We start from the raw sequence: 26,992 nt of genomic DNA, 5'->3' as shown, positions 1-26,992 counted from the left end.
TTGGATGGGACCGTGCTCCCGAAGATCCCCCGCCCGCACCGCGACGACGTCCTGCTCGCGGCCGTCAGCGTGCTCGCCGGCCTGCTGCTGTGGGCGCTCGGCGTGCACAGCTCGCCCGGCCGGCACTCCCTGCCCGACTGGGCGGTGCTGGTGCCGCTCCTGGTGCTCGGCGCCCTGGAGCTGCTGCGCCGTTCCGCGCCGAACGTCACCCTGACCGTCGGCACCGTCGCCGTGGTCGTGGACCAGTTCACCCTCGGCAACATCGCCAGCGTCATCATCTTCACGGACCTGATGTACGCGGCCGTGGTCTACGGCAAGCCCGCCATGGCCCGCCGGCTCCCGGTCGTCACCGGTCTGATCACCGTGGCCGTCACCATCGGCTCCCTGGTCTGGCTGCGGACCCCGCAGGCCCTGCTGATCGGCGTGATCACCGGCATCGTCAGCTTCGCCCCGGCCCTGACCGGCGCCACCCTGCGCAACCACCGCGAGGCCGCCGAGGCCGCCCGGCTGCGGGCCGAGCAGACGGCGCTGCTGGCCGAGATGGACCGCAGCCAGGCCGTGGCGGCCGAGCGCGCCCGGATGGCGCGGGAGCTGCACGACATGGTGGCCAACCACCTGTCGGCGATCGCCATCCACTCCACCGCCGCGCTGTCCATCGACTCCCCCGCCACCAGCCGCGAGGCGCTCGGGGTGATCCGGGAGAACAGCGTGCAGGGGCTGGCGGAGATGCGCCGGCTGATCGGGCTGCTGCGGGACGCGGGGGCGGAGCAGGAGGCGGTCGCCGTGCCCTCCCTGGACGGTCTGGACGCCCTGCTGGGGCAGGCCCGCACCAACGGGTCGGGGAGCGGGCTGGACTTCGTCCTCGCGGACGAGCGGCCGGCCGGGGAGCCGCTGCCGGCGCCGGTGGAGCTGGCGGCGTACCGGATCGTCCAGGAGTCGCTGACCAACGCCCTCAAGCACGCCGTCCCCGGTACGGTCCGGGTCCGCGTGGCGCACGGCGCGGGGCTGCTGACGGTGGCGGTGGACTCCCCGTACGGGGAGCGGCCGGGCCCGCGCGCCCCGGGTTCGGGGGCCGGGCTGATCGGCATGCGGGAGCGCACGGAGCTGCTGGGCGGGACGTTCACGGCGGGCGCGGCGGACAGGGTGTGGCAGGTGCGGGCGGTGCTGCCCGCCGAGGAGAGGGCGGTGCAGTCATGACCATCAGGGTCGTCGTGGCCGAGGACCAGCGGGCGGTACGGGCCGGTCTGGTGCTGATCCTGCGCAGTGCGGGCGACGTCGAGGTGGTGGGAGAGGCCGCCGACGGCGAGGAGGCGGTGCGGCTGGCGGACGAGCTGCGGCCGGACCTGGTCCTCATGGACGTGCAGATGCCGAAGCTCGACGGGGTGTCGGCCACCCGCCAGGTGGTGGAGCGGGGGCTGGCGGACGTGCTGGTCCTGACCACCTTCGACCTGGACGAGTACGTCTTCGGAGCGCTGCGGGCCGGGGCGTCGGGCTTCCTCCTGAAGGACGCGGACGCCTCGGAGCTGATCGCGGCGGTGCGGACGGTGGCGCGCGGCGAGGGGCTGATCGCCCCGGCGGTGACCCGGCGGCTGATCGCCGAGTTCGCGGCGCCGAAGGCGGTACGGGCCCCCGTGCGGCCGGGGGCGGCCGCGGCGGTGGAGTCGCTGACGCGGCGCGAGCGGGAGGTGCTGGGGGCGCTGGGCGAGGGGCTGTCGAACGCGGAGATCGCCGTACGGCTGGACATGGCGGAGGCCACGGTGAAGACCCACGTCAGCAGGCTGCTGGGGAAGCTGGAGCTGCGCAGCCGGGTCCAAGCAGCCGTGCTGGCACAGGAGTTGGGGATCTAGACGGGCTCTGGAGGTAAGGTCTGGACCTCTTGACGCTTGGTCCAGACCTTTCTAGTCTCACCGCATCACTGTGGTGAGCATGCCATGACACAGAGCGACACGAGGCGTGCTCACGGGCGGCGCAGGTCCCACCCCCATGTACCGGTCGGCCCCACGATCGGTACGGACCTACGGAGGAGCACCCTTGAGCACAGCACCCCCACGACCCAACCGTCTGTTCAGGAGGCTGGCCGCCACCGTCGCGGCCCTCGCCCTGCCCGTCGCCGGCCTCGTCGGCCTGGCCGGCCCGGCGCAGGCGGCAGCATCAGCGACCGCGACGTACACCAAGGTCTCCGACTGGGGCTCCGGCTTCGAGGGCAAGTGGACGGTGAAGAACACCGGCACCACCGCCCTCAGCAGCTGGACCGTGGAGTGGGACTACCCGGCCGGCACCCGGGTGACCTCCGCCTGGGACGCCACCGTCACCAGCTCGGGCAACCACTGGACCGCCAAGAACCTCGGCTGGAACGGCAGCCTGGCCCCCGGCGCCACCGTCAGCTTCGGCTTCAACGGCACCGGCGCCGGCGCCCCCTCCGGCTGCAAGATCAACGGCGGCTCCTGCGACGGCGGCACCAACCCCACCGACAACCCGCCCTCGGCCCCCGGCACCCCCACCGCGACCGGCGTCACCGAGAACGCGCTGACCCTGTCCTGGACGGCGGCCACCGACGACAAGGGCGTCAAGAACTACGACGTCTACCGCAACGGCGGCAAGCTCACCACCGTCACCGGCACCACCTTCAACGACGGCGGCCTGACCAAGGGCACCACGTACACCTACTCGGTCACCGCCCGTGACACCGCCGACCAGACCGGCCCCTCCTCCGGCGAACTCTCGGTGACCACCCCGGGCGGCGGCGGCACCGATCCGGACCCCGGCTCCAAGGTCAAGCTCGGCTACTTCACCAACTGGGGCGTCTACGGACGCAACTACCACGTGAAGAACCTGGTCACCTCGGGCAGCGCCGCGAAGATCACCCACATCAACTACGCCTTCGGCAACGTCCAGAACGGCAAGTGCACCATCGGTGACGGCTACGCCGACTACGACAAGGCCTACACCGCCGACCAGAGCGTCGACGGCAAGGCCGACACCTGGGACCAGCCCCTGCGCGGCAACTTCAACCAGCTGCGCAAGCTCAAGGCCCAGTACCCCCACATCAAGATCCTCTACTCCTTCGGCGGCTGGACCTGGTCCGGCGGCTTCGGCCAGGCCGCCCAGAACCCGGCCGCCTTCGCCGACTCCTGCTACGCCCTGGTCGAGGACCCCCGCTGGGCGGACGTCTTCGACGGCATCGACATCGACTGGGAGTACCCGAACGCCTGCGGGCTGTCCTGCGACACCAGCGGCGCCGCCTCCTTCAAGAACCTGATGTCGGCCCTGCGCACCAAGTTCGGCGCCTCCAACCTGGTCACCGCCGCGATCTCCGCCGACGGCTCCAACGGCGGCAAGCTCGACCTCGCCGACTACGCCGGCGCCGGCCAGTACGTCGACTTCTACAACGTCATGACGTACGACTTCTTCGGCGCGTGGGACGCCAAGGGCCCCACCGCCCCGCACTCCCCGCTGACCTCCTACGCCGGCATCCCGATCGCCGGCTTCAACTCCGAGGCCGCCATCACCAAGCTCAAGGGCAAGGGCATCCCCGGCTCCAAGCTCAACCTCGGCATCGGCTTCTACGGCCGCGGCTGGACCGGAGTCACCCAGGACGCCCCCGGCGGCACCGCCACCGGACCCGCCCCGGGCACCTACGAGCAGGGCATCGAGGACTACAAGGTCCTCAAGAGCAGCTGCCCCAGCACCGGAACCGTCGCCGGCACCGCCTACGCCAAGTGCGGCAGCAACTGGTGGAGCTACGACACCCCCGCCACCATCGCCGGGAAGATGACCTGGCTGAAGAACCAGGGCCTCAAGGGCGCCTTCTTCTGGGAGTTCAGCGGCGACACCGCGAACGGCGAACTGGCGAACGCGATCCACACCGGGCTGCAGTAACCCCCACGCACTGCACGGCCCGGCGGCACGACGAAGCCGGGGAGGCGGGACCGTCCCCCGCCTCCCCGGCTTCCCCGCGTACGGGCCGGCTCAGGCCACGTTCACCCTCTGCCCGGGCGGCGCGGCCTCCAGCCACGCCAGGAACCCGGTCAGCGCGTCCTCGCTCATCGCCAGCTCCAGGCGGGTCCCCTGGTGGGAACAGCCGAGCACGACGGCGTCGGACAGCAGGGCCAGCTCCTCCTCGCCCTCGGGCGCACGGCGCGCGAGGACCTCGATGGAGGAGCGCTCCAGCAGCCGGCGCGGGCGGGGGGAGTACGAGAAGACGCGGAACCACTCGATGCGGTCACCGCTGTAGCGGGCGACCCCGTACACCCACCCCTTGCCGGAGACGTCGGGCTCCTCGGCCACGCCCCAGCGCAGGCTGCAGTCGAAGGTCCCGCCGGACCGCTGGATCAGTCTGCGGCGCAACCCGAACACGAACAGCCCGATCACCACCAGGGCTACGACCAGGCCGCTCACAAGCAGAGCGAGGAGCATCTTCACCGACCTCCTCGCTCATCGAAAACCGCACAAACAAAAGTACGTACATCGCCTCAGCCGCGACCCGGTCCGGAAAATTCCGGACCTGACCGCGGCTGAGGTATCAAACTGTTCGGTACGGGGCTCAGTGCCCCGCGACCGCGCGCAGCCGGACATCGGCGCGACGTTCGGCGGCCGCGTCGGCCTCCGACTTCGCGCGCTCCAGTGCCCGCTCCGCCCGCTGGACGTCGATCTCGTCCGCGAGCTCGGCGATCTCGGCCAGCAGGGACAGCTTGTTGTCCGCGAACGAGATGAATCCGCCGTGCACCGCGGCGACGACAGTGCCGCCCTCGCTGGTGCGGATGGTCACCGGGCCCGATTCCAGCACACCGAGAAGCGGCTGGTGACCGGGCATGACGCCGATGTCGCCGGACGTGGTGCGGGCGACGACCAGGGTGGCCTCGCCGGACCAGACATTGCGGTCCGCCGCGACCAGCTCGACGTGCAGCTCAGCAGCCAAGGTGGCTCCTCGGGTCACCACCCGGCGGGTCAGCCGGGTGTTGGGTCAAATTCTAATGGGCGTGGAGAGAGGGACGGGACACACCCGCCCCTCTCCGTCGAACGTCGAACCGGATGCGCTCCTCGCGGAGCGCGCCGGATCAGGAGACGCCCAGCTCCTTGGCGTTGGCCTTCAGGTCCTCGATGCCACCGCACAGGAAGAACGCCTGCTCGGGGAAGTGGTCGTAGTCACCGTCGCAGATCGCGTTGAACGCGGTGATCGACTCGTCGAGCGGAACGTCCGAACCGTCCACGCCGGTGAACTGCTTGGCGACGTGGGTGTTCTGCGACAGGAAGCGCTCGACACGACGGGCACGGTGGACAACGAGCTTGTCCTCCTCGCCCAGCTCGTCGATACCGAGGATCGCGATGATGTCCTGGAGGTCCTTGTACTTCTGGAGGATCCCCTTGACGCGCATGGCGGTCGCGTAGTGGTCCGCCGCGATGTACCGCGGGTCGAGGATGCGGGACGTCGAGTCCAGCGGGTCCACGGCCGGGTAGATGCCCTTCTCGGAGATCGGACGGGAAAGAACCGTCGTCGCGTCGAGGTGGGCGAAGGTGGTCGCCGGCGCCGGGTCGGTCAGGTCGTCCGCGGGGACGTAGATCGCCTGCATCGAGGTGATCGAGTGACCACGGGTCGAGGTGATGCGCTCCTGGAGGAGACCCATCTCGTCGGCCAGGTTCGGCTGGTAACCCACCGCGGAGGGCATGCGGCCGAGCAGGGTCGACACCTCGGAACCCGCCTGGGTGTACCGGAAGATGTTGTCGATGAAGAAGAGCACGTCCTGCTTCTGCACATCGCGGAAGTACTCCGCCATGGTCAGACCCGCGAGGGCGACGCGCAGACGCGTGCCCGGCGGCTCGTCCATCTGGCCGAAGACGAGGGCCGTCTTGTCGATGACGCCCGAGTCGGCCATTTCCTCGATGAGGTCGTTGCCCTCACGGGTGCGCTCACCGACGCCCGCGAAGACCGACACACCGTCGTGGTTGTTGGCGACGCGGTAGATCATTTCCTGGATCAGAACGGTCTTGCCGACACCGGCACCACCGAACAGACCGATCTTTCCACCCTTGACGTACGGGGTGAGAAGGTCGATGACCTTGACGCCGGTCTCGAACATCTCCGTCTTCGACTCGAGCTCGTCGAAGCGGGGGGCCTTGCGGTGGATCGGCCAGCGCTCGGTGACGTTGGCGTTCTCCTCCGGGTAGTTCAGCACCTCACCGAGGGTGTTGAACACCTTGCCCTTGGTGAAGTCACCGACGGGGACGGTGATGCCCTCGCCCGTGTCGGTCACCGGGGCCTGGCGGACCAGACCGTCGGTGGGCTGCATGGAGATGGTGCGGACCAGGCCGTCACCCAGGTGCTGGGCGACTTCCAGGGTCAGCGTCTTCAGCGCACCGTCCTCGGCCGGGTCGGAGACCTGGACCTTCAGCGCGTTGTAGATGTCGGGCATCGCGTCGACGGGGAACTCCACGTCGACGACCGGGCCGATGACCCGGGCGACGCGGCCCGTGGCGGCGGCCGTCTCAACAGAGGTCGTCATTACTTGTCACTCCCCGCGGTCGCGTCGGCCATGGCGCTGGCGCCACCGACGATCTCGCTGATTTCCTGGGTGATTTCGGCCTGGCGGGCCGCGTTGGCAAGCCGGGAGAGGCTCTTGATGAGGTCTCCGGCGTTGTCGGTCGCCGCCTTCATCGCGCGGCGGCGGGCGGCGTGCTCGGAAGCGGCCGCCTGCAGCAGGGCGTTGTAGATACGGCTTTCGACGTAGCGCGGCAGCAGGGCGTCGAGGACGTCCTCCGCCGACGGCTCGAACTCGAACAGCGGAAGGATCTCGCCCTTCGCACCGTCCTCCTCCTGAGCCTGGTCGAGGCTGAGCGGCAGCATCCGACCGTCCACCGGGTTCTGCGTCATCATCGACACGAATTCCGTGTAGACGATGTGCAGTTCGTCGACGCCGCCCTCGGCCGTCTCGGCCTGGATGGCCTCGATCAGCGGCCCGGCGACGCGCTTGGCGTCGGCGTAGGCCGGGCTGTCGGTGAAGCCGGTCCACGAATCCGTGACCTTGCGCTCACGGAAGCCGTAGTAGGCCAGACCCTTGCGGCCGACGATGTAGGTGTCGACGTCCTTGCCCTCAGCGCGCAGCCGCTCGGTGAGCCGCTCCGCCTGCTTGATGGCGTTCGAGGAGTAGCCGCCGGCCAGACCGCGGTCGCTCGTGATGAGCAGGACCGCGGCACGGACCGGCGCCTCGACCTCGGTGGTCAGGGCGTGCTTGGTGTTCGAACCGGTCGCCACCGCGGTCACCGCACGGGTGAGCTCGGTCGCGTACGGCATCGACGCCGCCACCTTGCGCTGCGCCTTGACGATGCGCGAGGCGGCGATCATCTCCATCGCCTTGGTGATCTTCTTGGTCGCCGTGATGGCACGGATGCGACGCTTGTAGACCCGGAGCTGCGCTCCCATGAGTCAGGTCCCTTCCGTCGTCACTTGGAGACGTTGACGGCCGGGACGTCCTCGCCCAGGAGCTTTCCGTCGGAGGTCTCGAACTGGCGCTTGAAGGCGGCGATCGCGTCGGCGATCGAGCCCAGCGTGTCGTCCGACATCTTGCCGCCGTCGGCGATGGAGGTGAGGAGGTCCTTGCGCTCGCGGCGCAGGTGCTCCAGCAGCTCCGACTCGAAGCGACGGATGTCGTTGACCGGGACGTCGTCCATCTTGCCGGTGGTGCCGGCCCAGACGGAGACGACCTGCTCCTCGACGGGCATCGGCTGGTACTGGCCCTGCTTCAGCAGCTCGACCAGGCGCTTGCCGCGCTCCAGCGCAGCCTTCGACGCGGCGTCCAGGTCGGAACCGAAGGCGGCGAACGCCTCCAGCTCACGGTACTGGGCGAGGTCCAGGCGCAGACGGCCGGAAACCTGCTTCATGGCCTTGTGCTGGGCGGAGCCACCGACGCGGGAGACCGAGATACCGACGTTCAGCGCCGGGCGCTGGCCCGCGTTGAACAGGTCGGACTCCAGGAAGCACTGGCCGTCGGTGATGGAGATGACGTTGGTCGGGATGAACGCCGACACGTCGTTCGCCTTGGTCTCGACGATCGGCAGACCGGTCATCGAACCGGCGCCCATGTCGTCGGACAGCTTCGCGCAGCGCTCCAGCAGACGGGAGTGCAGGTAGAAGACGTCGCCCGGGTAGGCCTCGCGGCCCGGCGGACGGCGCAGCAGCAGCGACACGGCGCGGTAGGCGTCGGCCTGCTTCGACAGGTCGTCGAAGATGATCAGGACGTGCTTGCCGGCGTACATCCAGTGCTGGCCGATGGCGGAACCGGTGTACGGCGCCAGGTACTTGAAGCCGGCCGGGTCGGACGCCGGGGCGGCGACGATCGTCGTGTACTCGAGCGCGCCGGCGTCTTCCAGGGCGCCGCGAACGGACGCGATGGTCGAGCCCTTCTGGCCGATGGCGACGTAGATGCAGCGGACCTGCTTGTTCACGTCGCCGGAGCGCCAGTTGTCACGCTGGTTGATGATCGTGTCGACGGCCAGCGCGGTCTTGCCGGTCTGACGGTCACCGATGATCAGCTGACGCTGGCCACGGCCGACGGGCACCATGGCGTCGATGGCCTTGTAGCCGGTCTGCATCGGCTCGTGGACCGACTTGCGGACCATGACGCCGGGGGCCTGCAGCTCGAGGGCGCGACGGCCTTCGGTCGCGATCTCGCCGAGACCGTCGATCGGGTTGCCGAGCGGGTCGACAACGCGGCCGAGGTAGCCCTCGCCGACGCCTACGGAGAGGACCTCACCGGTGCGCTGCACCGGCTGGCCCTCCTCGATACCGCTGAACTCGCCGAGGACGACCGCACCGATCTCGCGCTCCTCGAGGTTGAGGGCGAGACCGAGGGTGCCGTCCTCGAACTTCAGCAGCTCGTTCGCCATGGCGGAGGGCAGGCCCTCCACCTTCGCGATGCCGTCGCCGGCAACGCTGACCGTTCCGACCTCCTCGCGCGAGGCCGCGTCCGGCTGGTACGACTGGACAAAGGTCTCCAGTGCGTCCCGGATCTCCTCCGGCCGGATCGTGAGCTCCGCCATCTGGGTTCCCTGCTCTCCTTGTTGGGCCTGAAGCTTCTTAGGGGTCTGGGGGTGACCCCCAGGAATCTTCTGCAAGTTCTGCACGGCCCAACCGGGCCGCTAGGAATGCTTTGTATCTGTGTGGTGGCGGCTGGGTCAGCCGGCCATGCGGCGCGACGCCTCGGCGAGGCGGTCCGCGATGGTGCCGTCGATGACCTCGTCGCCGACCCGCACCGAGATCCCGCCGAGGACCGCGGGGTCCACGTCGAGGTTCAGGTGCATCTGGCGGCCGTACAGCTTGGCCAGCACCGCGCCGAGACGCTGCTTCTGCACGTCGCTGAGCGGGATCGCGCTGGTCACGGTGGCGACCATGCGGTCCCGGCGCTCGGCGGCGAGCTTGGACAGGGACTCGAGTCCCGCTTCCAGGCTACGTCCACGCGGGTGCGTGACGAGACGGATCACCAGGCGCTCGGTGACGGCGTTCACCTTGCCGCCGAGCAGGCTGCGCAGCAGCTCGCTCTTGGCGGAGCCGGTGGCGGCGCGGTCGGTCAGCGCGGAGCGCAGCTCGGTGCTGGAGGCGACGATCCGGCCGAAGCGGAAGACCTCGTCCTCGACGTTGTCGAGTCCGCCGGCCTGCTGGGCCGCCGTGAGGTCGGCGGTGGCCGCCAGCTCCTCCAGCGCGTCCACCAGGTCGCGGGACTGCGACCAGCGGGAGCGCGCCATGCCGGACACCAGGTCCAGGGTGTCCCCGGAGACCTGGCCGGACAGCAGCCGGCCGACCAGCTCGGCCTTGGCCTCGCCGGACTGCGCCGGGTCCGTGATGACCCGACGCAGCGAGACCTCACGGTCGAGCAGCGCGGTGACGGCTGCCAGCTCACCGGCGAGCTTCGCCGCGTCGACGGACGTGTTGTCCGTCAGCGCGTCGAGGCGCTCGCGCGCGGAGGCCAGCGCCTCGCGGCTCGCTCCGTTCATCGGGCCGCCTCGGCCTTCTCCTCAAGCTCGCTGAGGAAGCGGTCGATGGTGCGGCTCTGGCGGGCGGCGTCCTCGAGGGACTCGCCGACGAGCTTGCCGGCCAGGTCGGTGGCGAGCTTGCCCACGTCCTGACGCAGCGCCTGAGCGGCGGCCTTGCGGTCTGCCGCGATCTGGGCGTGACCGGCAGCGATGATCTCCTCACGCTGCCGCTGGCCCTCTGCGCGCAGTTCTTCCTTGAGCGCAGTGCCCTGCTCCAGCGCGTCCTGGCGCAGGCGCGCGGCCTCGTGCCGGGCCTCGGCGAGCTGGGCCTTGTACTGCTCCAGCACGCTCTGGGCCTCGGTCTGAGCGGCTTCGGCCTTCTCGATACCGCCCTCGATCTGCTCGCGGCGCTCGTCCAGAACCTTGTTGATGTTCGGGAGGAGCTTCTTCGCGAGGAAGCCGAAGACGATGACGAAGGCGATCAGACCGATGACGAGCTCGGGGATCGGCGGGATGAGAGGGTTTTCCATCTCAGCCGCGAGAACCATGAGGTTCACATCAGTGCCTTTCGTCTAGTGGGCTGTTCGTCGAGACCGAGGATCAGGAGCTCGGGTAGACGAACGGCATGACCAGACCGATCAGGGCGAGCGCCTCACAGAAGGCGAAGCCGAGGATCTGGTTGGCGCGGATCAGGCCGGCAGCCTCGGGCTGGCGGGCGAGGGCCTGGGTGCCGTTACCGAAGATGATGCCGACGCCGACGCCGGGGCCGATGGCCGCGAGACCGTAACCAACGGAGCTGAGGGAGCCGGTGACGGCGGCAAGGGTCTGGGACATGCCAGTTCTTCCTTCTCTTTCACGGACCGGTGGGGGTTGGCCACCGGACGAATACGGGGGGCTGAGCGGGGGCGGGCCTGGCTCAGTGGTGCTCGGCGAGCGCGCCCTGGATGAAGCTGCAGGCCAGGAGGACGAAGACGTACGCCTGGACAGCCTGGATGAAGAGCTCGAAGGCGGTCATCACGATCACCATCACGAACGACACACCGGCGTAGGCGATGCCGATGCCGTTCAGCAGGTACCAGCTGGCGATCGTGAAGAGCAGCAGCAGGGTGTGACCGGCGAACATGTTCGCGAAGAGTCGGACCGCGTGGGTGAACGGGCGCACCAGGACGTTCGAGAAGAACTCGATGATCATGATGAGCGGCAGGACGCCGCCGAGGCTCTTGTCGTAGCCGGTGAGGTTCTTCAGGCCGCCGACGAAGCCGTGGCGCTTGAAGGTGACCGACATCCAGATCACGTAGACGATCAGGGCGAGCACGGCCGGGTACGCGATGATCGAGGTCACCGGGAACTGCGCCACCGGGACGATCGACCAGACGTTCAGGATCCAGACGAAGAAGAACAGCGAGACCATGAAGGGGACGTACTTCTCGCCCTCCTTCTTGCCGAGGGTCTCGTAGACGATGCCGCGGCGCACGAAGTCGTAGCCGGCCTCGCCGACCATCTGGAGCTTGCCGGGGACGATCTTCGCCTTGCCGAAGGCGGCCCAGAAGAAGGCCACGATGATGACGGAGCCCAGGAGGGCCAGCAGCATCGGCTTGTTGAAGTAGGCATTGCTGCCCGCTTCGCCCCAGAGCGGCTCGAAGAGGAACGAGTGCAGGCCCGGGCCGGGGAAGCCACATCCGTCGAAGATGTGACAGTCGGTCTCGAAGGCGAGGACCTGCGTCGGGTCAGCACTCACCGCGGGCTCCTTCAGCGTGGCGCATAGGTACGGCAACCTCGTTGTGTCGGCGCGGCGCGAGGCCGCGGTTCGGCACTGGACTGGTGTAACGGGTGTGGGGGCGGCAATCAGGCATCGAGCCTCGCGATGGAACAGGCGTCAGCTCAGATGCCCGCGCCCGCAGAGCCGCAGTTGGAACCGGACGATAGCAGCATCTCGAACGCACACTTATCCCGGCCCTACCCCTCACGACTTCGACCCCGGGTTTTCGGGCTTTTCACCCTTGGTCGAGTCCGGCTCGACGTAAAGGATCTTCGCCTTCATGTGGGCACGCGTCTGTGCGCCGATCCACACGAGGGTGGCGACGACGAGCGTGATGGCGAACGCCCGGGGGTTGAACAGTGTCGTGTTCTTGAACACGGCGAGAAAGACGAAGAGCAGCAGGATCTGCGCGGCGTAGAGCATGAGGCCCATGGCCTGGAACAGATGCGGCAGGGATTTCGCCGTGCGCTGCAGGACGACGAATCCGAGGCCCATGAACAGGATCACGACCACGGTTGCGACGACGGACCCGATGGCGCCCTGGCTGCCGGCGACCAAACCGCTGATCACTGCGGCGATGCCGCCGGCGATTGCGGTGGGTACGGCGGTTTGCAGGAGGGATCGGACGTCATTTGACCGCATGGCGGTTTGCTCCGCGTGGTGGTGGGGGCACGGACTCGTACGGGAACTCGTACGGGGACGAGCGTAAGCCCGGTCCGAGTGAGAGCCTCGGGCCAATGGACCGTCGCACTACGGTCCTTCGGCTCTGTCGCCGGGTTTAGTGAACGGTATCACAAACTATTTGATGAGAGCTTTACCTGTCAGGTGTGCTGACTGTCACACATGAGGGCTAACGCGCCCGTGTGTGCAGGACAAGCCCGCTCATTGTCTGGTAAAGGGCGCCCATGTCGGAAATGCGCCCGGCCCGTCAGCGTGCCGATCCGGCCTTACGCCGGTCGGGGAGGCGCGAACGGGGGCCTACCGCGGTCGCTCCGTTGACGCCCGAGACACCCGCCACGACGGGCCTCGCCGGCTCCGGCTCCCGGCCCTCGTCCTCCCGCACCGCCGCCTCCGCGGCCCGCTCCGCGTGCCGGTAGCGCGGCGGGACCAGGCCCTCGGCCCAGCGCGGCGCACGCGGCGTGAACCGCGGCATCAGGAGCAGGACGAGGCCCAGCGCGCTCAGCGCGGCCAGCGACAGCACGATCCACATCGAGGCCGAATGCACCGAATAGGCCACCGTGCCGAATGCGATCAGGCCCGACCAGAAATACATGATGAGTACGGCGCGGCTGTGGGAATGCCCGAGTTCCAGCAGCCGGTGGTGCAGGTGCCCGCGGTCCGCGGCGAAGGGCGACTGGCCGTTCCAGGTGCGCCGGACGATCGCCAGGACCAGGTCCGCCATCGGAATGGCGATGATCGTCAGCGGCAGCAGCAGCGGAATGAAGACCGGGAGCATCGCGTGGGTGGCGTTGCGCTCGCCACCGACGAAGAGGGCCATCGTGTCGGGGTCCACCTGCCCCGTGATCGAGATGGCCGAGGCGGCCAGCACCAGACCGATCAGCATCGACCCGGAATCCCCCATGAAGATCCGGGCGGGGTGCATGTTGTGCGGCAGGAAGCCCAGGCACATGCCCATCAGGATCGCTGCGAAGAGGGTGGCGGGGGCGGCGGACTCGATGCCGTAGCCGAACCAGATCCGGTAGGCGTAGAGGAAGAACGCGCACGTGGCGATGCAGACCATGCCGGCCGCCAGACCGTCGAGGCCGTCGACGAAGTTCACCGCGTTGATGGTGATCACCACCAGGGCCACGGTGAGCAGGGTGCCCTGCCACTGGGTGAGCGCCACCGTGCCGATGCCCGGAACCGGAATCCACAGGATGGTCAGGCCCTGCATGACCATCACGCCCGCGGCGATCATCTGGGCGCCCAGCTTGATCAGCGCGTCGAGCTCGAACTTGTCGTCCAGGACGCCGATCAGCCAGATCAGCGCGGCACCCGAGAGCAGCGCTCTGGGCTCGTTCGACCGCTCGAAGACCCCGTTGAGGTTCTGCAGGTGGTCGGCGATCAGCAGCCCCGCGCACATGCCGCCGAACATGGCGATCCCGCCGAGCCGCGGAGTGGGCTCGCGGTGCACGTCGCGCGCGCGGATCTCCGGCATCGCGCCGGCCGCGATCGCGAACTTCCGCACGGGCCCGGTCAGCAGGTAGGTCACCGCGACCGTGACGCAAAGCGTCAGCAGATATTCACGCACTGGCTGCCCCAGATGTATCGCCGGCCATCTCAGCCCCACACATTAGCCGCGATGTCACCACCGACGAGGACGCACGGAGGCCCCGTTCCGGTTGCACTACGCCATGCTCGTCCCGGTTACGCCCCGTAAGGGGGAAATCCACTGGTCAGGTCGGCCACGTCCGTGCGCGTTCCGGCCGCTCCGCCCGCCAGCGCAGCGGCGAACAGCTCCGCGATCCGGGCCATCTCCGGCTCCCCCATCCCCTGCGTGGTCACCGCCGCGGTGCCCAGGCGGATGCCGCGCTGGTCCCCGTACGGCAGCGCGCAGGTGTCCAGCACGATGCCCGCGGCGGCCAGCCGGCCGCGGGCCGTCGGCCCGTCCACGCCGAGCGCCGCGGGGTCGGCGCTGATGAGGTGGGTGTCCGTCCCTCCGGTGGTCACGGCGAACCCGTGCTGCTCCAGGGCGGCGGCCAGGGCCCGGGCGTTGGCCACGACCCGGTGCGCGTAGCGGGAGAAGGGCGGGGCTGCCGCCTCTCCGAAGGCCACCGCCTTCGCGGCGATGGAGTGCATCTGGGCGCCGCCCTGGGTGAAGGGGAACACCGCCCGGTCGACCCGCTCCGCGAACTCGGCGCCGCACAGCAGCATCCCGCCGCGGGGGCCGCGCAGCACCTTGTGGGTGGTCGCGCACACCACGTCGGCGTACGGGACGGGGCTCGGCGCGGCCCCTCCCGCGACGAGCCCGATGGGGTGGGCGGCGTCGGCGATCAGATAGGCCCCGACCTCGTCGGCGATCTCCCGGAACGCCGAGTACTCCAGGTGCCGGGGATAGGAGATGGAGCCGCACACGATGGCCTTGGGCCGGTGCGCCCGGGCCAGCCGCTGCACCTGCTCGTAGTCGACGAGCCCGGTCCCGGCGTCGACGCCGTACCCCACGAACTCGAACCACCGGCCGGAGAAGTTGGCGGGCGAGCCGTGCGTGAGGTGCCCGCCGTGCGCCAGCCCCATGGCCAGGACGGTGTCCCCGGGCCGCAGCAGGGCCGCGTAGGCGGCCAGCACGGCCGCGGAACCGGAGTGGGGCTGCACGTTGGCGTGCTCGACCCCGAAGAGCGCCGTGGCCCGCTCCACAGCGGTCCGCTCGGCCAGGTCCACGTACTCGCAGCCGCCGTGGTAGCGGGCGCCGGGGTACCCCTCGGCGTACTTGTTGGAGAGCACGGACCCCAGCGCCGCGAGCACGGCGGGCGAACTGAAGTTCTCGGCGGCGCTCATCTGCAGCGTGACCGCCTGCCGCTGCCGCTCCCCGTCGAGGACGTCGGCCATCTGCGGGTCCTGCTGGCGCAGGGCGTCCGTGGGCTGGGTCATGACGCTCATGGCGCGACTCCCGCACAGTGGGGGTACCGGTACCAGCCACTGTAGGCCGGACCCGCCCTTCCCGCCCGGAACCACCTCCGCGCGCTCCCGCCGCGCGGGGCCGCTTACAGCCTCGCCGGCGTTTGAGGCGCGGAGGTCTGGGGGCGGAGCCCCCGGAAAGGGGTCCGGGCACAGCCCGGGGAACGGAGGAAGGGCGGGTAGGGGACCTCGCCCCGCGCAGCGGCGACGCACCCGCAGCCGAACCACCGGCCCCAGCCCGGGGCGGCGCATCAAAAAGGGGTCAGCGGCCCGCGTCGACGCCCGTCAGGGCCGTGACCACGGGGTCCAGCGCCTGGTTGATCTCGTCGCCGATCGAGCGGAAGAAGGTGATCGGTGCCCCGTACGGGTCGTACACCTCGTCCGCGTCGGCGGACGGCGCCAGCAGCCAGCCGCGCAGCGCAGCGGCGGCCCGTACCAGCGCCCGCGCCCGCTCCGCCATGCCGTCGTCCAGCGGCGGCAGCGTGGCCGGGTCTATCGCCCGTACGAGCCGGGTGAACTCCTTCAGCGTGAAGGTGCGCAGCCCCGCCGAGTGGCCCATCGAGATGACCTGCGCCCGGTGGTCCCGGGTGGCGGTGAGCACCAGGTCGGCGCGTATGACGTGCTCGTCCAGCAGTTCCCGCCCGGTGAACCCGGACGCGTCGGCGCCGAAGTCGGCGAGGACGGCGGCCGCGTTGGCCTCCATCGGGGCTCCCTCGTGGCCCCAGGTGCCGGCGCTCTCCACGATCAGGTCACCGGCCGGCAGGCCCAGGACGCCCAGGCGGTCGGCCAGCGCGTGCCGGGTCAGCCGCTCGGTGATGGGCGAGCGGCACACGTTGCCGGTGCTGACGTGGAGTATGCGGAAGGACTCGCTCGCTATGCCACGCCCCTGAGGGCTCACGGAGCCACCTCGAGGTCGGGTACGACCTCCCGCAGCTGTGCGGCGCTCAGCGCCCCCTCGCGCAGCAGTACGGGAACCTTCCCGGTGACGTCGACGATCGACGACGGCTCGGTGCTCGGCGTGGGCCCGCCGTCCAGGTACACGGAGACGGAGTCGCCGAGCATCTCGCGCGCCGCGTCGCAGTCGGCCGGTGCCGGGTGCCCGGACAGGTTCGCCGAGGAGACGGCCATCGGGCCGACCTCGGTCAGCAGCTCGATCGCGACGGGGTGCAGCGGCATCCGCACGGCCACGGTCCCGCGGGTCTCCCCCAGGTCCCAGGCCAGCGACGGCTGGTGCTTGGCGACCAGCGTGAGCCCGCCCGGCCAGAAGGCGTCCACGAGCTCCCACGCCTGCTCGGAGAAGTCCGTGACGAGGCCGTGCAGGGTGTTCGGGGAGCCGATGAGGACGGGGGTCGGCATGGTGCGGCCGCGCCCCTTGGCGGCGAGCAGGTCGCCGACGGCCTCCGCGCTGAACGCGTCCGCGCCGATCCCGTACAGGGTGTCGGTGGGCAGCACGACGAGCTCTCCGCGGCGCACCGCGGAGGCCGCTTCACGCAGACCCGTCTTGCGGTCCGTCGCGTCGTTGCAGTCGTATCGCCGGGCCATCAGCGGATCTCCTCGTGCAGCGTGTGGGGGGCGGGAAGGGCGGTCGCGCCGGTCACGGCATGGCCTTGCGGGCCGTCGCGAAGCGCGGGCGGTTGTTCAGGTCGGGGTGGTCGGCGGCGTCGGCCCAGCCCCGTTCGTCGGCGAAGATCCACGGCACCTGGCCGCCCTGGGTGTCGGCGTGCTCGATCACGACGATGCCGCCGGGACGCAGCAGCCGGTGGGCGGTGCGCTCGATGCCGCGGATGGTGTCGAGGCCGTCCTCGCCGGAGAACAGCGCCATCTCGGGGTCGTGGTCGCGGGCCTCCGGGGCGACGTACTCCCACTCGGTGAGCGGGATGTACGGCGGGTTGGAGATGACCAGGTCGACCTGTCCGTCGAGCTCGGGCAGCGCGGTGAGCGCGTCGCCCTGGTGGACGGTGACCCGGGAGCCCTCGGCGTTCTTGCGGGTCCAGCGCAGCGCGTCCTCGGACAGCTCCACGGCGTGCACGCGCGACCGCGGCACCTCCTGGGCCATGGCGAGCGCGATGGCGCCGGACCCGGTGCACAGGTCCACGATGAGCGGCTCGACCACGTCCATGGCCCGGACGGCGTGTATGGCCCAGTCCACGACCGACTCGGTCTCGGGCCGGGGCACGAACACCCCGGGGCCGACCTGGAGCTCCAGGTAGCGGAAGAAGGCCCGGCCGGTGATGTGCTGGAGCGGCTCGCGCGCCTCGCGGCGGGCGACGGCCTCCCAGTAGCGGGCGTCGAAGTCCGCGTCCTTGACGTGGTGCAGTTCCCCCCGCTTGACGCCGTGCACGAAGGCCGCGAGCTCCTCCGCGTCGAAACGCGGTGAGGGCACGCCGGCGGCGGCCAGCCGCTGGGTGGCCTGGGCCACCTCGGCAAGCAGCAAGTTCACGCTGGTCCTCCGGGCTGCTGTCGTCGGGGGGGGGTGGGGCGAAGGTCAGTGCGCGGCCGCGAGCTTCGCCGCGGAGTCGGTGTCGACACAGGCCTGGATGACCGAGTCGAGGTCGCCGTCGAGCACCTGGTCCAGGTTGTAGGCCTTGAAACCGGTCCGGTGGTCCGAGATCCGGTTCTCCGGGAAGTTGTACGTACGGATCTTCTCCGAACGGTCCACGCTGCGCACCTGGCTGCGGCGCTGGTCGGAGGCCTCCTGCTCGGCGGCTTCCTGGGCGGCGGCCAGCAGGCGCGAGCGCAGGATGCGCATGGCCTGCTCCTTGTTCTGGAGCTGGCTCTTCTCGTTCTGGCAGGAGGCGACCACACCGGTCGGGAGGTGCGTGATGCGCACGGCCGAGTCGGTGGTGTTGACGGACTGGCCGCCGGGGCCCGAGGAGCGGTACACGTCGATGCGGAGGTCGTTCATGTTGATCTCGACCTCGACCTCCTCGGCCTCCGGGGTGACGAGCACGCCGGCGGCGGAGGTGTGGATGCGGCCCTGGGACTCGGTGGCCGGCACGCGCTGCACGCGGTGCACGCCGCCCTCGTACTTCATCCGGGCCCAGACGCCCTGGCCGGGCTCGGTGGCCCCGTTGCCGCCCTTGGTGCGGACGGAGACCTGGACGTCCTTGTAGCCGCCGAGCTCGGACTCGGTGGAGTCGATGATCTCGGTCTTCCAGCCCACGCGCTCGGCGTAGCGCAGGTACATGCGCAGCAGGTCGCCGGCGAACAGGGCGGACTCGTCGCCGCCGGCGCCCGCCTTGATCTCCAGGAGGACGTCCTTGTCGTCGCTGGGGTCGCGCGGGACGAGCAGCAGGCGGAGCTTCTCGGTGAGCTCTTCGCGCTGGGCGCTCAGTTCCTTGACCTCGGCGGCGAAGTCGGGGTCGTCGGCCGCCAGCTCCTTGGCCGTCTCGATGTCCTCGGCCGACTGCTTCCAGGCGCGGAAGGTCGCGACGATCGGGGTCAGCTCCGCGTAGCGCTTGTTCAGCTTGCGGGCGTTCGCCTGATCGGAGTGGACCGAAGGGTCGGCGAGCTTCGTCTCGAGGTCGGCGTGCTCGCCGACCAGGTCCTCGACCGCTTCGAACATCGGGTGCTCCTGGGGTGAAAAGTCAAAAATGGGCTGGGCTGGCTGAACGACGACAAAGGCGCCGGTCCGGCCGCCCCCGCGTGGTCAGGGGGCGGCCGGTGACCGGCGCCTGGGTCGCGCTACTTCTTGGCCGCACCCTTGCCGAAGCGGGCCTCGAAGCGGGCCACACGGCCACCGGTGTCGAGGATCTTCTGCTTGCCCGTGTAGAACGGGTGGCACTCGGAGCAGACCTCGGCACGGATGGTGCCCTCGGTCAGGGTGCTGCGGGTGGTGAACGACGCGCCACAGGTGCAGCTGACCTGGGTCTCGACGTACTGGGGGTGAACATCGCGCTTCAAGGTGTCTCCTAGATTCGGGAGGGCGCCGGGTCGCAGGAGCCGAATTGCGCACTGCGTGAACCGGGGCCGACAGACCAGTCTGCCAGGACCGGGCCGCCTGTCAAAATTCCGGGAACGCACCCTTCAACAGGAGGGCTGCGGGATGTATTCCTGCCGGGTCCCGGCAGGTACGGCTACTTGACGATCGAGCCCGCGGTGCTCTTGTCCCCGTTGGAGTGCTGGGTGGCCTCGGCGGGGATGGGCCGGTCGGCCAGCAGGGCGTCCCAGACCATCTTGGAGTCCTTGGGCAGGATCGCCACGCGGTCCCTGTCGAGCGGGTCCGGGCCCACCGGCAGGGTGATCATGTGCATGTTCTCGGCGCTGATGCCCTGGAGTCCCTGGGCGAAGCTCGCCAGGGACTTCACGTCGCCGAGCGCCTTGTCGGTGGTGATCGCCTTGGTGGCGGAGTCCGCGAGGCCGTAGAGCTTCTTCGGGCTGTCGAACACGCCGACCCCCTTGACCTGCTTGATCAGTGCCTTGATGAAGGCCTGCTGGAGCTGTATTCGGCCCAGGTCGCCGCCGTCGCCGACGCTCTTGCGCGTGCGGACGAGGCCGAGGGACTGCTCCCCGTTGAGCTTGTGGGAGCCGGCCGGCAGGTCGAGGTGGCTGCCGTCGTCCTTGATCGGCTTGGTGGTCGTGAGCTCGACCCCGCCGAGGTTGTCGATGATCTTCTTGAAGCCGGTGAAGTCGACCTCGATGTAGTGGTCCATGCGGATCCCCGACATCGCCTCGACGGTCTTCACGGCGCAGGCGGCCCCGCCGATGGTGAAGGCCTCGTTGAACTGCGCGCGCTGCCGCGGGGCGCTGGTCTTCCCCTTGCCGGTGGGGCAGGCGGGCCGCGGGAGCATGGTGTCGCGCGGGATGGACACGACGCTGGCCTGCTTGTGGCCCTCGTAGAGGTGGATGATCATCGCGGTGTCGGAGCGGGCCGAACCGCCGTCGTCCGCGCCGTACTCGCTGTTCGCCCCGTCGCGGGAGTCCGAGCCGAGGACGAGGATGTCCATCGAGCCGTTGTCGACGTTCGGCGGGCGGTCCTTGCCCAGGGCCTGGTCGATGTCGACGCTGTGCAGGTTGCCGTTGAGCTTGAAGTAGAACCAGCCGAGGCTCCCCCCGCCCAGCAGGACCACCCCGGCGGCGGTCCAGGCGGCGACTCTGAGGCCCTTGCGGCGGCGCGGCTGCGCCCGGCGCCCGCGCCTGCGTGCCCGTCGACCGCTGCCCCTGCTGTCCTCGCTCATGCTCTCCTCGGTCCTGGCTCCGTTGCCGGCTGTCTCTCACACAGACGGACTAGCGCATTCCAGGGTTCCACGGAGCGCGGAGCGCTCCGTACGCCCCCTCCCGTACGAGCACCACCCGTGACCGGACGCCCACCGAGGGTCCCGATCCGGGGGTTTCAAGGGTCTCTTACACGACCCGTACGGCGCAGGAGTGTGGCGAAGGTCGCACAAACGGAACCGCCCCCGCCGCAGATGCGGCGGGGGCGGTTCCGTGTTCGGCGACCCGGTCAGTCGTCGTTCTTGCCGGCCGGGGTCGTCTTGGCGATCTGCATCAGGAACTCGGCGTTCGACTTCGTCTGCTTCATCTTGTCGAGCAGCAGCTCGATCGCCTGCTGCGAGTCGAGCGCGTGCAGCACCCGGCGCAGCTTCCAGACGATGGCGAGCTCCTCGCTGTTGAGGAGGATCTCCTCCTTGCGCGTACCCGACGGGTCGACGTCGACGGCCGGGAAGATGCGCTTGTCGGCGAGCTTGCGGTCGAGCTTGAGCTCCATGTTGCCGGTGCCCTTGAACTCCTCGAAGATCACCTCGTCCATGCGCGAGCCGGTGTCGACCAGCGCGGTGGCCAGGATGGTCAGCGAGCCGCCGTCCTCGATGTTGCGCGCGGCACCGAAGAAGCGCTTCGGCGGGTACAGCGCGGTCGAGTCGACACCACCGGACAGGATGCGGCCGGAGGCGGGCGCCGCGAGGTTGTACGCGCGGCCCAGACGGGTGATGGAGTCCAGCAGGACGACCACGTCGTGACCCAGCTCGACGAGGCGCTTGGCGCGCTCGATGGCCAGCTCGGCGACGGTGGTGTGGTCCTCGGCCGGGCGGTCGAAGGTCGAGGAGATGACCTCGCCCTTGACCGACCGCTGCATGTCGGTGACCTCTTCCGGACGCTCGTCGACCAGGACGACCATCAGGTGGCACTCGGGGTTGTTGGTGGTGATCGCGTTGGCGATCGCCTGCATGATCATGGTCTTGCCGGTCTTCGGCGGGGCCACGATCAGACCGCGCTGGCCCTTGCCGATCGGCGACACGAGGTCGATGATGCGGGTGGTCAGCACGCCCGGGTCGGTCTCCAGACGGAGCCGGTCCTGCGGGTAGAGCGGGGTCAGCTTCTGGAACTCCGGGCGGCCGCGGCCGGATTCGGGCGCCATGCCGTTGACCGAGTCCAGGCGCACGAGCGCGTTGAACTTCTCACGGCGCTCGCCGTCCTTGGGCTGGCGGACCGCACCGGTGGTGTGGTCGCCCTTGCGCAGGCCGGCCTTGCGGACCTGGGCGAGGGAGACGTACACGTCGTTCGGACCAGGCAGGTAGCCGGAGGTCCGGATGAACGCGTAGTTGTCGAGGATGTCCAGGATGCCCGCGACGGGGATCAGCACGTCGTCGTCGGCGACCTGCGGCTCGTTCGGCGCGAACTCGTCACGGCCGCGACGGCCACGGCGGTCGCGGTAGCGGCCGCGGCGGCCGCGACGGCCGTCCTCGTCGAAGTCGTCCTGCGGGCCGTTGTCCTGACGGTCCTGACGGCCCTGGCCGCGGCCGCCCTGCTGCTGCTGACGGTCGGCACGGTCCTGGCGGCCGCCGCCCTGCTGCTGCTGGCCCTGGCCACCCTGCTGCTGGCCCTGCTCGTCGGCCTTGGCACCGCGCTCGCGGCGGCCCTGCTGACGGTCACCGCGCTCGCCGCGCTCACCACGCTCGCCGCGGTCACGGCGGTCGCGGCGGGTACGGCCCTCGCCGGCCTCCTGGGGCTGGGCGGAGACGGCGGTGGCGGCCTCGGCCTTGGCCTCGGGCTGCGCGGCCGGGGCGGCGGTCTCGGTCTTCTGCTCGACCTGCACGGCGGCGGGGGCCGAGGACTCGGGGCTGCCGGAGGGCGCGGTGGCCCGGCGGCGGCGGCGCTCGCCGATGGGGGCGTCGTCTCCCCCGTTCTCGGCTTCGCTCGAACGGGAGGTGCCACCTGCCGGCTGGCCCGGGATCTCGATCTGGGCCTGGGCGGCCGACTTCTCGGCGGGGGCCGCGGCGGCGGCCTCGCCCGTACGGGCCTTGCTGGTGGCGCGGCGCTTCGGCTTGGCCTCGGCGGCGTCGGCGGCGGGGGCCGCGGCGGCGGCCTTGGGGGCGCTGCCGCCCTGCGCCTCCTTGATGACCTCGATCAGCTGGCTCTTGCGCATCCGCGCGGTGCCCCTGATACCGAGGCCCGACGCGACCTGCTGCAGCTCGGCCAGGACCATGCCCTCAAGGCCGGTGCCGGAGCGGCGGCGCTTCGGGGCCGCGCCCGCGGCGGGGGCACTGGTGTCGACGTTGGTGTCGGCAGCGCCCATCAGATCGGTGGTGTCGCTCACGAAGGGTCCTTCCCTGGAGCGGACGTCGGCCTGTCTGGCTCGGCGACCGGTTGTGCTGTCCGACAACAGTCCGGTGTGTGGACCGTGCCGGGGCGGTGGTCCGCCGTCATAGAGGTACGGCGGAGAGAAACGTGCGTGGTGGTTCCGGCGAGAAGCCCCCGAGCTGGAAGCGTGGGAATGTCACGCCGATTCCGGAGCGTGCTCGAAACTGCTGGCAGCGATCAAAGCAGTCGGGGAGGCTCCCGGAAGAAATGTGGTCCCGGATGGGGACACTGAGCACCGAGCCATGGCGGCTTCGGATGCGCACCTGAGGTTAACACTACCGGATCCAACAGACATTCCCCCTCTCAATCACCGGCAATCGCCCCGCTGGGGGCGGGCGGCCTGCCCGGCCGCCCGCCCCCAGCGGGCCGTGTCGTCACGACACGGGCTGACCGCCCTGGGCGCCCAGCGGAAGGACGCTCGCACCCGCGGCGTCGAGCGCGAGCCGGTTGGCGGCCCACCCCTCGCCCGCGAGCTGCGCGACCTTGTCGGCCGCGCCGTTGTCGACCAGCGCGAGGACCGTGGGGCCCGCGCCGGAGATGACCGCGGGGATGCCGTCCGCCCGCAGCCGGTTGACGAGTGCCACGCTCTCCGGCATCGCCGGGGCCCGGTACTCCTGGTGCAGCCGGTCCTCGGTGGCGGCCAGCAGGAACTCGGGACGCCTGGTCAGGGCCTCCACGAGCAGGCCCGCGCGGCCGGCGTTGACGGCCGCGTCCACGTGCGGAACGGTGCGCGGCAGCAGCCCGCGGGCGGTTTCGGTCAGGACCGGCTTCGAGGGGACGAAGACCACCGGAACGATGGAATCCGCGGGGTCCATCCGGATCGCCTTGGCGCTGCCCCCCTCCATCCAGGCCAGGGTGAAGCCGCCGAGCAGACAGGCGGCGACGTTGTCGGGGTGGCCCTCGATCTCGGTGGCGAGCTCCAGCAGAGCCGCGTCGTCGAGCCGCGCCTCCCCGCCTATGGTCACGGCGCGGGCGGCGACGATGCCGGCGCAGATCGCGGCGGAGGAGGAGCCGAGGCCCCGGCCGTGCGGGATGCGGTTGGCGCAGACGACCTCGAGGCCGCGCGGCTGCCCGCCCAGCAGGTCGAAGGCGGTGCGCATGGAGCGTACGAGGAGGTGGCTCTCGTCCCGCGGGAGGGTGTCGGCACCCTCGCCCGCGATGTCGATGTCCAGGCCGGAATCGGCTACCCGGACGACGACGTCGTCGTAGAGCCCCAGGGCCAGGCCGAGGGCGTCGAAGCCGGGGCCGAGGTTGGCGCTGCTGGCGGGGACGCGCACCCGTACGGCGGCGGCGCGGAACGCTGGACCTGCCATCGGTCGATGACACTCCTTGTGACTGTGCGGGATCCGGCTGCTGCGCGGGATCTTCGCTGCGAATGTACTGGAGAACGTACGACACCCGAAGGCCCTTGGGGCAGCACCGCGGTCATATGCGCGGTGGCGGATGTAAGTACAGCGTATCGAAGGAAGGTTCTCACGCGACATAGGGCGCACGGGAGGCGCACGATGCGTGTCGGTGTCTTCCGCCGGATCCCGCTGGTCCACCGCCTGCTCGCGGTGTCGTACGGCCCGGGTCGCCGGATTCCGGAGGCTTCCGGAATCCGGCAACGGGGCGTGGGCCCCCTCGGGGGCCGGTGAGCGGGGTCAGACCAGGCCGAGGCGGACGGCCGCGGCCTCGGCATCGACCGGGACGGTGACCGGCTGCGGAGCACCGGCGACGGCCCAGTCGGGGTCCTTCAGGCCGTTGCCGGTGACGGTGCACACGATCTTCTGGCCGGGGTCGACCAGGCCGGCCTCGGCGGCCTTCAGCAGACCGGCGACCGACGCGGCCGAGGCGGGCTCGACGAAGACGCCCTCCTGGGAGGCCAACAGGCGGTAGGCGGCCAGGATCTGGCGGTCCGTCACCTCGTCGATGAAGCCGCCCGACTCGTCCCGCGCGGCGAGCGCGTAGTCCCAGGAGGCCGGGTTGCCGATGCGGATCGCGGTGGCGATGGTGTGCGGCTCCTTGACGACCTCGCCGCGCACGATCGGTGCGGAGCCGGAGGCCTGGAAACCCCAGACGCGGGGCGTACGGGAGGCCAGGCCATCGGCCTTGTACTCCTTGAAGCCCTTCCAGTACGCCGTGATGTTGCCGGCGTTGCCGACGGGCAGCACGTGGATGTCGGGAGCGTCGCCGAGCGCGTCCACGATCTCGAACGCGGCCGTCTTCTGGCCCTCGATGCGCACCGGGTTGACGGAATTGACCAGCGCCACCGGGTAGTTGTCCGACAGCGCGCGGGCCAGGTCCAGGCAGTCGTCGAAGTTGCCGTCAACCTGCAGGATCTTGGCGCCGTGCACCAGCGCCTGGCCCATCTTGCCGAGCGCGATCTTGCCGCGGGGCACGAGGACCGCGGACACCATCCCGGCCCGCACCGCGTAGGCGGCGGCGGAGGCCGAGGTGTTGCCCGTGGAGGCGCAGATGACGGCCTTGGCGCCGTCCTCCTTGGCCTTGGTGATGGCCATGGTCATGCCGCGGTCCTTGAAGGACCCGGTGGGGTTCGCACCCTCGACCTTGAGGTGCACCTCACAGCCCGTGCGCTCGGAGAGCACTTGGGCGGGGACGAGGGGAGTACCGCCCTCGCGGAGCGTGACCACGGGAGTCGTGTCCGTGACCGGCAGCCGGTCCCGGTACTCCTCGATGATGCCGCGCCACTGGTGGGTGCGATTGCTGCTCATGGGTCCTTACTCCCCTTCAACACGCATGATGCTGGCGACACCGCGCACGGTGTCCAGCTTCCGCAGCGCCTCGACGGTCCCGGAGAGGGCGGCGTCGGGTGCGCGGTGGGTGACGACGACGAGGGAGGCCTCGCCGTCCTTGCCCTGCTGCCGGACGGTGTCGATGGAGACACCGTGCTCCGCGAAGGTGGTCGCCACCTGGGCGAGGACGCCCGGCTTGTCCGCCACATCGAGGCTGATGTGGTAGCGGGTGACGACGTCCCCCATGGGGCTGACCGGCAGCTGGGTGTACGCCGACTCGCCGGGCCCCGTTGCCTCGGCGAGCTTGTTGCGGCAGACGGCGACGAGGTCGCCGAGGACCGCGGACGCGGTCGGCGAGCCGCCCGCGCCGGGCCCGTAGAACATCAGCCGTCCGGCGGCCTCGGCCTCGACGAAGACGGCGTTGTACGCCTCGCGGACGGAGGCGAGCGGGTGGGTCAGCGGGATCATCGCCGGGTGGACGCGGGCGGTGACGGACTCGCCGTCCGCGGCGCGCTCCAGGATGGCGAGGAGCTTGATGGTGCAGCCCATGCGCTTGGCGGAGGCGAAGTCCGCGGCGCTGACCTCGGTCATGCCCTCGCGGTAGACGTCGTCGAGGCGGACCCGGGTGTGGAAGGCGATGCCGGCCAGGATCGCGGCCTTGGCGGCGGCGTCGTAGCCCTCGACGTCGGCGGTGGGGTCGGCCTCGGCGTACCCGAGGGCGGTGGCCTCGTCGAGCGCCTCCTGGTAGCCGGCGCCGGTCGAGTCCATCTTGTCGAGGATGAAGTTCGTCGTGCCGTTGACGATGCCCATCACCCGGTTGATCTTGTCGCCGGCGAGGGACTCGCGCATCGGGCGGACCAGCGGGATGGCACCGGCGACGGCGGCCTCGTAGTAGAGGTCCAGCCCGGCCTGCTCGGCGGCGGCGTGCAGGGCCGCGCCGTCCTGGGCGAGCAGCGCCTTGTTCGCGGAGACGACGGAGATGCCGTGCTCGAACGCGGTGGTGATCAGGGTGCGGGCGGGCTCGATGCCGCCGATGACCTCGATGGCCACGTCGATGTCACCGCGTTTGAGCAGCGCGGTCGCATCGGTGGTGACGAGGGCGGGGTCGATGCCCTCGCGCACCTTGGAGGGACGGCGCACAGCCACGCCGGCGAGTTCGACGGGCGCGCCGATCCTGGCTGTCAGATCGTCGGCGTGCGTCGTCATGATGCGCGCCACCTCTGAGCCGACCACTCCACAGCCCAGCAGCGCCACCTTCAGCGGACGCGTACGCATCATTGACCTACGCCTTTCGATCTTCCATCGCTCCCGGCGCGCGGTTTTGCGCGCCAGGTATGAACCA

25 protein-coding genes are annotated in these 26,992 nt (G+C 70.3%); 3 read left to right on the top strand and 22 right to left on the bottom strand.

The features are described 5' to 3' along the window. From ACIPW5_RS27975 to ACIPW5_RS27965, 3 genes are all read left to right on the top strand, one after another. The gene (locus ACIPW5_RS27975; protein ID WP_401250403.1) at positions 1 to 1,197 is read left to right on the top strand and encodes a sensor histidine kinase; all 1,197 of its coding nucleotides are present in this window, start codon (positions 1 to 3) and stop codon (positions 1,195 to 1,197) included. Further along, on the top strand, positions 1,194 to 1,847 hold the full coding sequence (locus tag ACIPW5_RS27970) for a response regulator (protein WP_401250400.1): 654 nt from the start codon (positions 1,194 to 1,196) through the stop codon (positions 1,845 to 1,847). Before ACIPW5_RS27975 ends, ACIPW5_RS27970 begins: the two co-directional genes overlap by 4 nt. A gap of 184 nt (positions 1,848 to 2,031) precedes the next feature. Beyond that, positions 2,032 to 3,879 (top strand): glycosyl hydrolase family 18 protein, encoded by a 1,848-nt coding sequence (locus ACIPW5_RS27965; protein WP_401250397.1) that lies wholly within the window; start codon positions 2,032 to 2,034, stop codon positions 3,877 to 3,879. Between the two features lie 90 nt (positions 3,880 to 3,969). Here ACIPW5_RS27965 and ACIPW5_RS27960 read toward each other — a convergent pair whose 3' ends face one another. The 22 genes from ACIPW5_RS27960 to ACIPW5_RS27855 form a co-directional block, all read right to left on the bottom strand. Then, positions 3,970 to 4,416, bottom strand: a complete 447-nt coding sequence (locus tag ACIPW5_RS27960) for a DUF2550 domain-containing protein (protein WP_267032620.1) — start codon at positions 4,414 to 4,416, stop codon at positions 3,970 to 3,972. A gap of 127 nt (positions 4,417 to 4,543) precedes the next feature. Next, a complete protein-coding gene (locus ACIPW5_RS27955; RefSeq protein ID WP_007266595.1) occupies positions 4,544 to 4,918 on the bottom strand; it encodes a F0F1 ATP synthase subunit epsilon in 375 nt (124 codons plus the stop codon). Between the two features lie 139 nt (positions 4,919 to 5,057). Further along, positions 5,058 to 6,500 carry a F0F1 ATP synthase subunit beta gene (gene atpD / locus ACIPW5_RS27950; protein WP_401250393.1) on the bottom strand — a complete coding sequence of 481 codons (1,443 nt, stop codon included), beginning with the start codon at positions 6,498 to 6,500 and terminating at the stop codon, positions 5,058 to 5,060. Then, positions 6,500 to 7,417, bottom strand: a complete 918-nt coding sequence (locus tag ACIPW5_RS27945; protein ID WP_401250390.1) for a F0F1 ATP synthase subunit gamma — start codon at positions 7,415 to 7,417, stop codon at positions 6,500 to 6,502. The genes atpD and ACIPW5_RS27945 overlap by 1 nt, the downstream gene beginning before the upstream one ends. Positions 7,418 to 7,437: 20 nt before the next feature. After that, positions 7,438 to 9,033 (bottom strand): F0F1 ATP synthase subunit alpha, encoded by a 1,596-nt coding sequence (gene atpA, locus ACIPW5_RS27940; protein ID WP_401250387.1) that lies wholly within the window; start codon positions 9,031 to 9,033, stop codon positions 7,438 to 7,440. A gap of 135 nt (positions 9,034 to 9,168) precedes the next feature. Next, positions 9,169 to 9,984, bottom strand: a complete 816-nt coding sequence (locus ACIPW5_RS27935; RefSeq protein WP_401250384.1) for a F0F1 ATP synthase subunit delta — start codon at positions 9,982 to 9,984, stop codon at positions 9,169 to 9,171. After that, positions 9,981 to 10,511: a F0F1 ATP synthase subunit B gene (locus tag ACIPW5_RS27930; protein ID WP_362471677.1), complete on the bottom strand. Its 531-nt coding sequence runs from the start codon at positions 10,509 to 10,511 to the stop codon at positions 9,981 to 9,983. The genes ACIPW5_RS27935 and ACIPW5_RS27930 overlap by 4 nt, the downstream gene beginning before the upstream one ends. A gap of 52 nt (positions 10,512 to 10,563) precedes the next feature. After that, positions 10,564 to 10,797 carry an ATP synthase F0 subunit C gene (atpE, locus tag ACIPW5_RS27925; RefSeq protein WP_007266589.1) on the bottom strand — a complete coding sequence of 78 codons (234 nt, stop codon included), beginning with the start codon at positions 10,795 to 10,797 and terminating at the stop codon, positions 10,564 to 10,566. Positions 10,798 to 10,879: 82 nt separating this feature from the next. Further along, positions 10,880 to 11,716 carry a F0F1 ATP synthase subunit A gene (gene atpB / locus ACIPW5_RS27920; RefSeq protein ID WP_401250497.1) on the bottom strand — a complete coding sequence of 279 codons (837 nt, stop codon included), beginning with the start codon at positions 11,714 to 11,716 and terminating at the stop codon, positions 10,880 to 10,882. Positions 11,717 to 11,926: 210 nt separating this feature from the next. Beyond that, the gene (locus ACIPW5_RS27915) at positions 11,927 to 12,364 is read right to left on the bottom strand and encodes a hypothetical protein (RefSeq protein ID WP_401250381.1); all 438 of its coding nucleotides are present in this window, start codon (positions 12,362 to 12,364) and stop codon (positions 11,927 to 11,929) included. A 286-nt stretch (positions 12,365 to 12,650) separates the two neighbouring features. Continuing rightward, a complete protein-coding gene (locus ACIPW5_RS27910; protein ID WP_401250494.1) occupies positions 12,651 to 13,985 on the bottom strand; it encodes an MraY family glycosyltransferase in 1,335 nt (444 codons plus the stop codon). Between the two features lie 104 nt (positions 13,986 to 14,089). Next, positions 14,090 to 15,319, bottom strand: a complete 1,230-nt coding sequence (gene glyA / locus ACIPW5_RS27905) for a serine hydroxymethyltransferase (protein WP_401250378.1) — start codon at positions 15,317 to 15,319, stop codon at positions 14,090 to 14,092. Between the two features lie 280 nt (positions 15,320 to 15,599). Then, positions 15,600 to 16,235 (bottom strand): protein-tyrosine-phosphatase, encoded by a 636-nt coding sequence (locus ACIPW5_RS27900; protein WP_401250376.1) that lies wholly within the window; start codon positions 16,233 to 16,235, stop codon positions 15,600 to 15,602. Beyond that, on the bottom strand, positions 16,232 to 16,879 hold the full coding sequence (locus tag ACIPW5_RS27895) for an L-threonylcarbamoyladenylate synthase (protein WP_401250373.1): 648 nt from the start codon (positions 16,877 to 16,879) through the stop codon (positions 16,232 to 16,234). The genes ACIPW5_RS27900 and ACIPW5_RS27895 overlap by 4 nt, the downstream gene beginning before the upstream one ends. A 52-nt stretch (positions 16,880 to 16,931) precedes the next feature. Then, positions 16,932 to 17,777 carry a peptide chain release factor N(5)-glutamine methyltransferase gene (prmC, locus tag ACIPW5_RS27890; protein ID WP_007266582.1) on the bottom strand — a complete coding sequence of 282 codons (846 nt, stop codon included), beginning with the start codon at positions 17,775 to 17,777 and terminating at the stop codon, positions 16,932 to 16,934. Positions 17,778 to 17,822: 45 nt separating this feature from the next. Beyond that, complete coding sequence (gene prfA, locus ACIPW5_RS27885) at positions 17,823 to 18,902, bottom strand: peptide chain release factor 1 (RefSeq protein ID WP_401250369.1); 1,080 nt, start codon at positions 18,900 to 18,902, stop codon at positions 17,823 to 17,825. 119 nt (positions 18,903 to 19,021) lie between these two features. Further along, positions 19,022 to 19,240: a 50S ribosomal protein L31 gene (gene rpmE / locus ACIPW5_RS27880; RefSeq protein WP_401250366.1), complete on the bottom strand. Its 219-nt coding sequence runs from the start codon at positions 19,238 to 19,240 to the stop codon at positions 19,022 to 19,024. A 173-nt stretch (positions 19,241 to 19,413) separates the two neighbouring features. Continuing rightward, positions 19,414 to 20,514, bottom strand: coding sequence for an LCP family protein (locus tag ACIPW5_RS27875; protein ID WP_401250363.1), 1,101 nt, complete (start codon positions 20,512 to 20,514; stop codon positions 19,414 to 19,416). Positions 20,515 to 20,780: 266 nt separating this feature from the next. After that, positions 20,781 to 22,871: a transcription termination factor Rho gene (gene rho, locus ACIPW5_RS27870; RefSeq protein ID WP_401250360.1), complete on the bottom strand. Its 2,091-nt coding sequence runs from the start codon at positions 22,869 to 22,871 to the stop codon at positions 20,781 to 20,783. A 418-nt stretch (positions 22,872 to 23,289) separates the two neighbouring features. Continuing rightward, complete coding sequence (gene thrB, locus ACIPW5_RS27865; RefSeq protein ID WP_401250357.1) at positions 23,290 to 24,228, bottom strand: homoserine kinase; 939 nt, start codon at positions 24,226 to 24,228, stop codon at positions 23,290 to 23,292. Between the two features lie 330 nt (positions 24,229 to 24,558). Beyond that, complete coding sequence (thrC, locus tag ACIPW5_RS27860) at positions 24,559 to 25,629, bottom strand: threonine synthase (protein ID WP_401250354.1); 1,071 nt, start codon at positions 25,627 to 25,629, stop codon at positions 24,559 to 24,561. A 6-nt stretch (positions 25,630 to 25,635) separates the two neighbouring features. Beyond that, positions 25,636 to 26,928, bottom strand: coding sequence for a homoserine dehydrogenase (locus ACIPW5_RS27855; protein WP_401250351.1), 1,293 nt, complete (start codon positions 26,926 to 26,928; stop codon positions 25,636 to 25,638). Positions 26,929 to 26,992: the final 64 nt, after the last annotated feature.

Source organism: Streptomyces sp. NPDC090077 (genome assembly GCF_044747545.1).
Lineage (GTDB): Bacteria > Actinomycetota > Actinomycetes > Streptomycetales > Streptomycetaceae > Streptomyces.
This window is presented reverse-complemented; position numbering and strand designations above follow the sequence as displayed.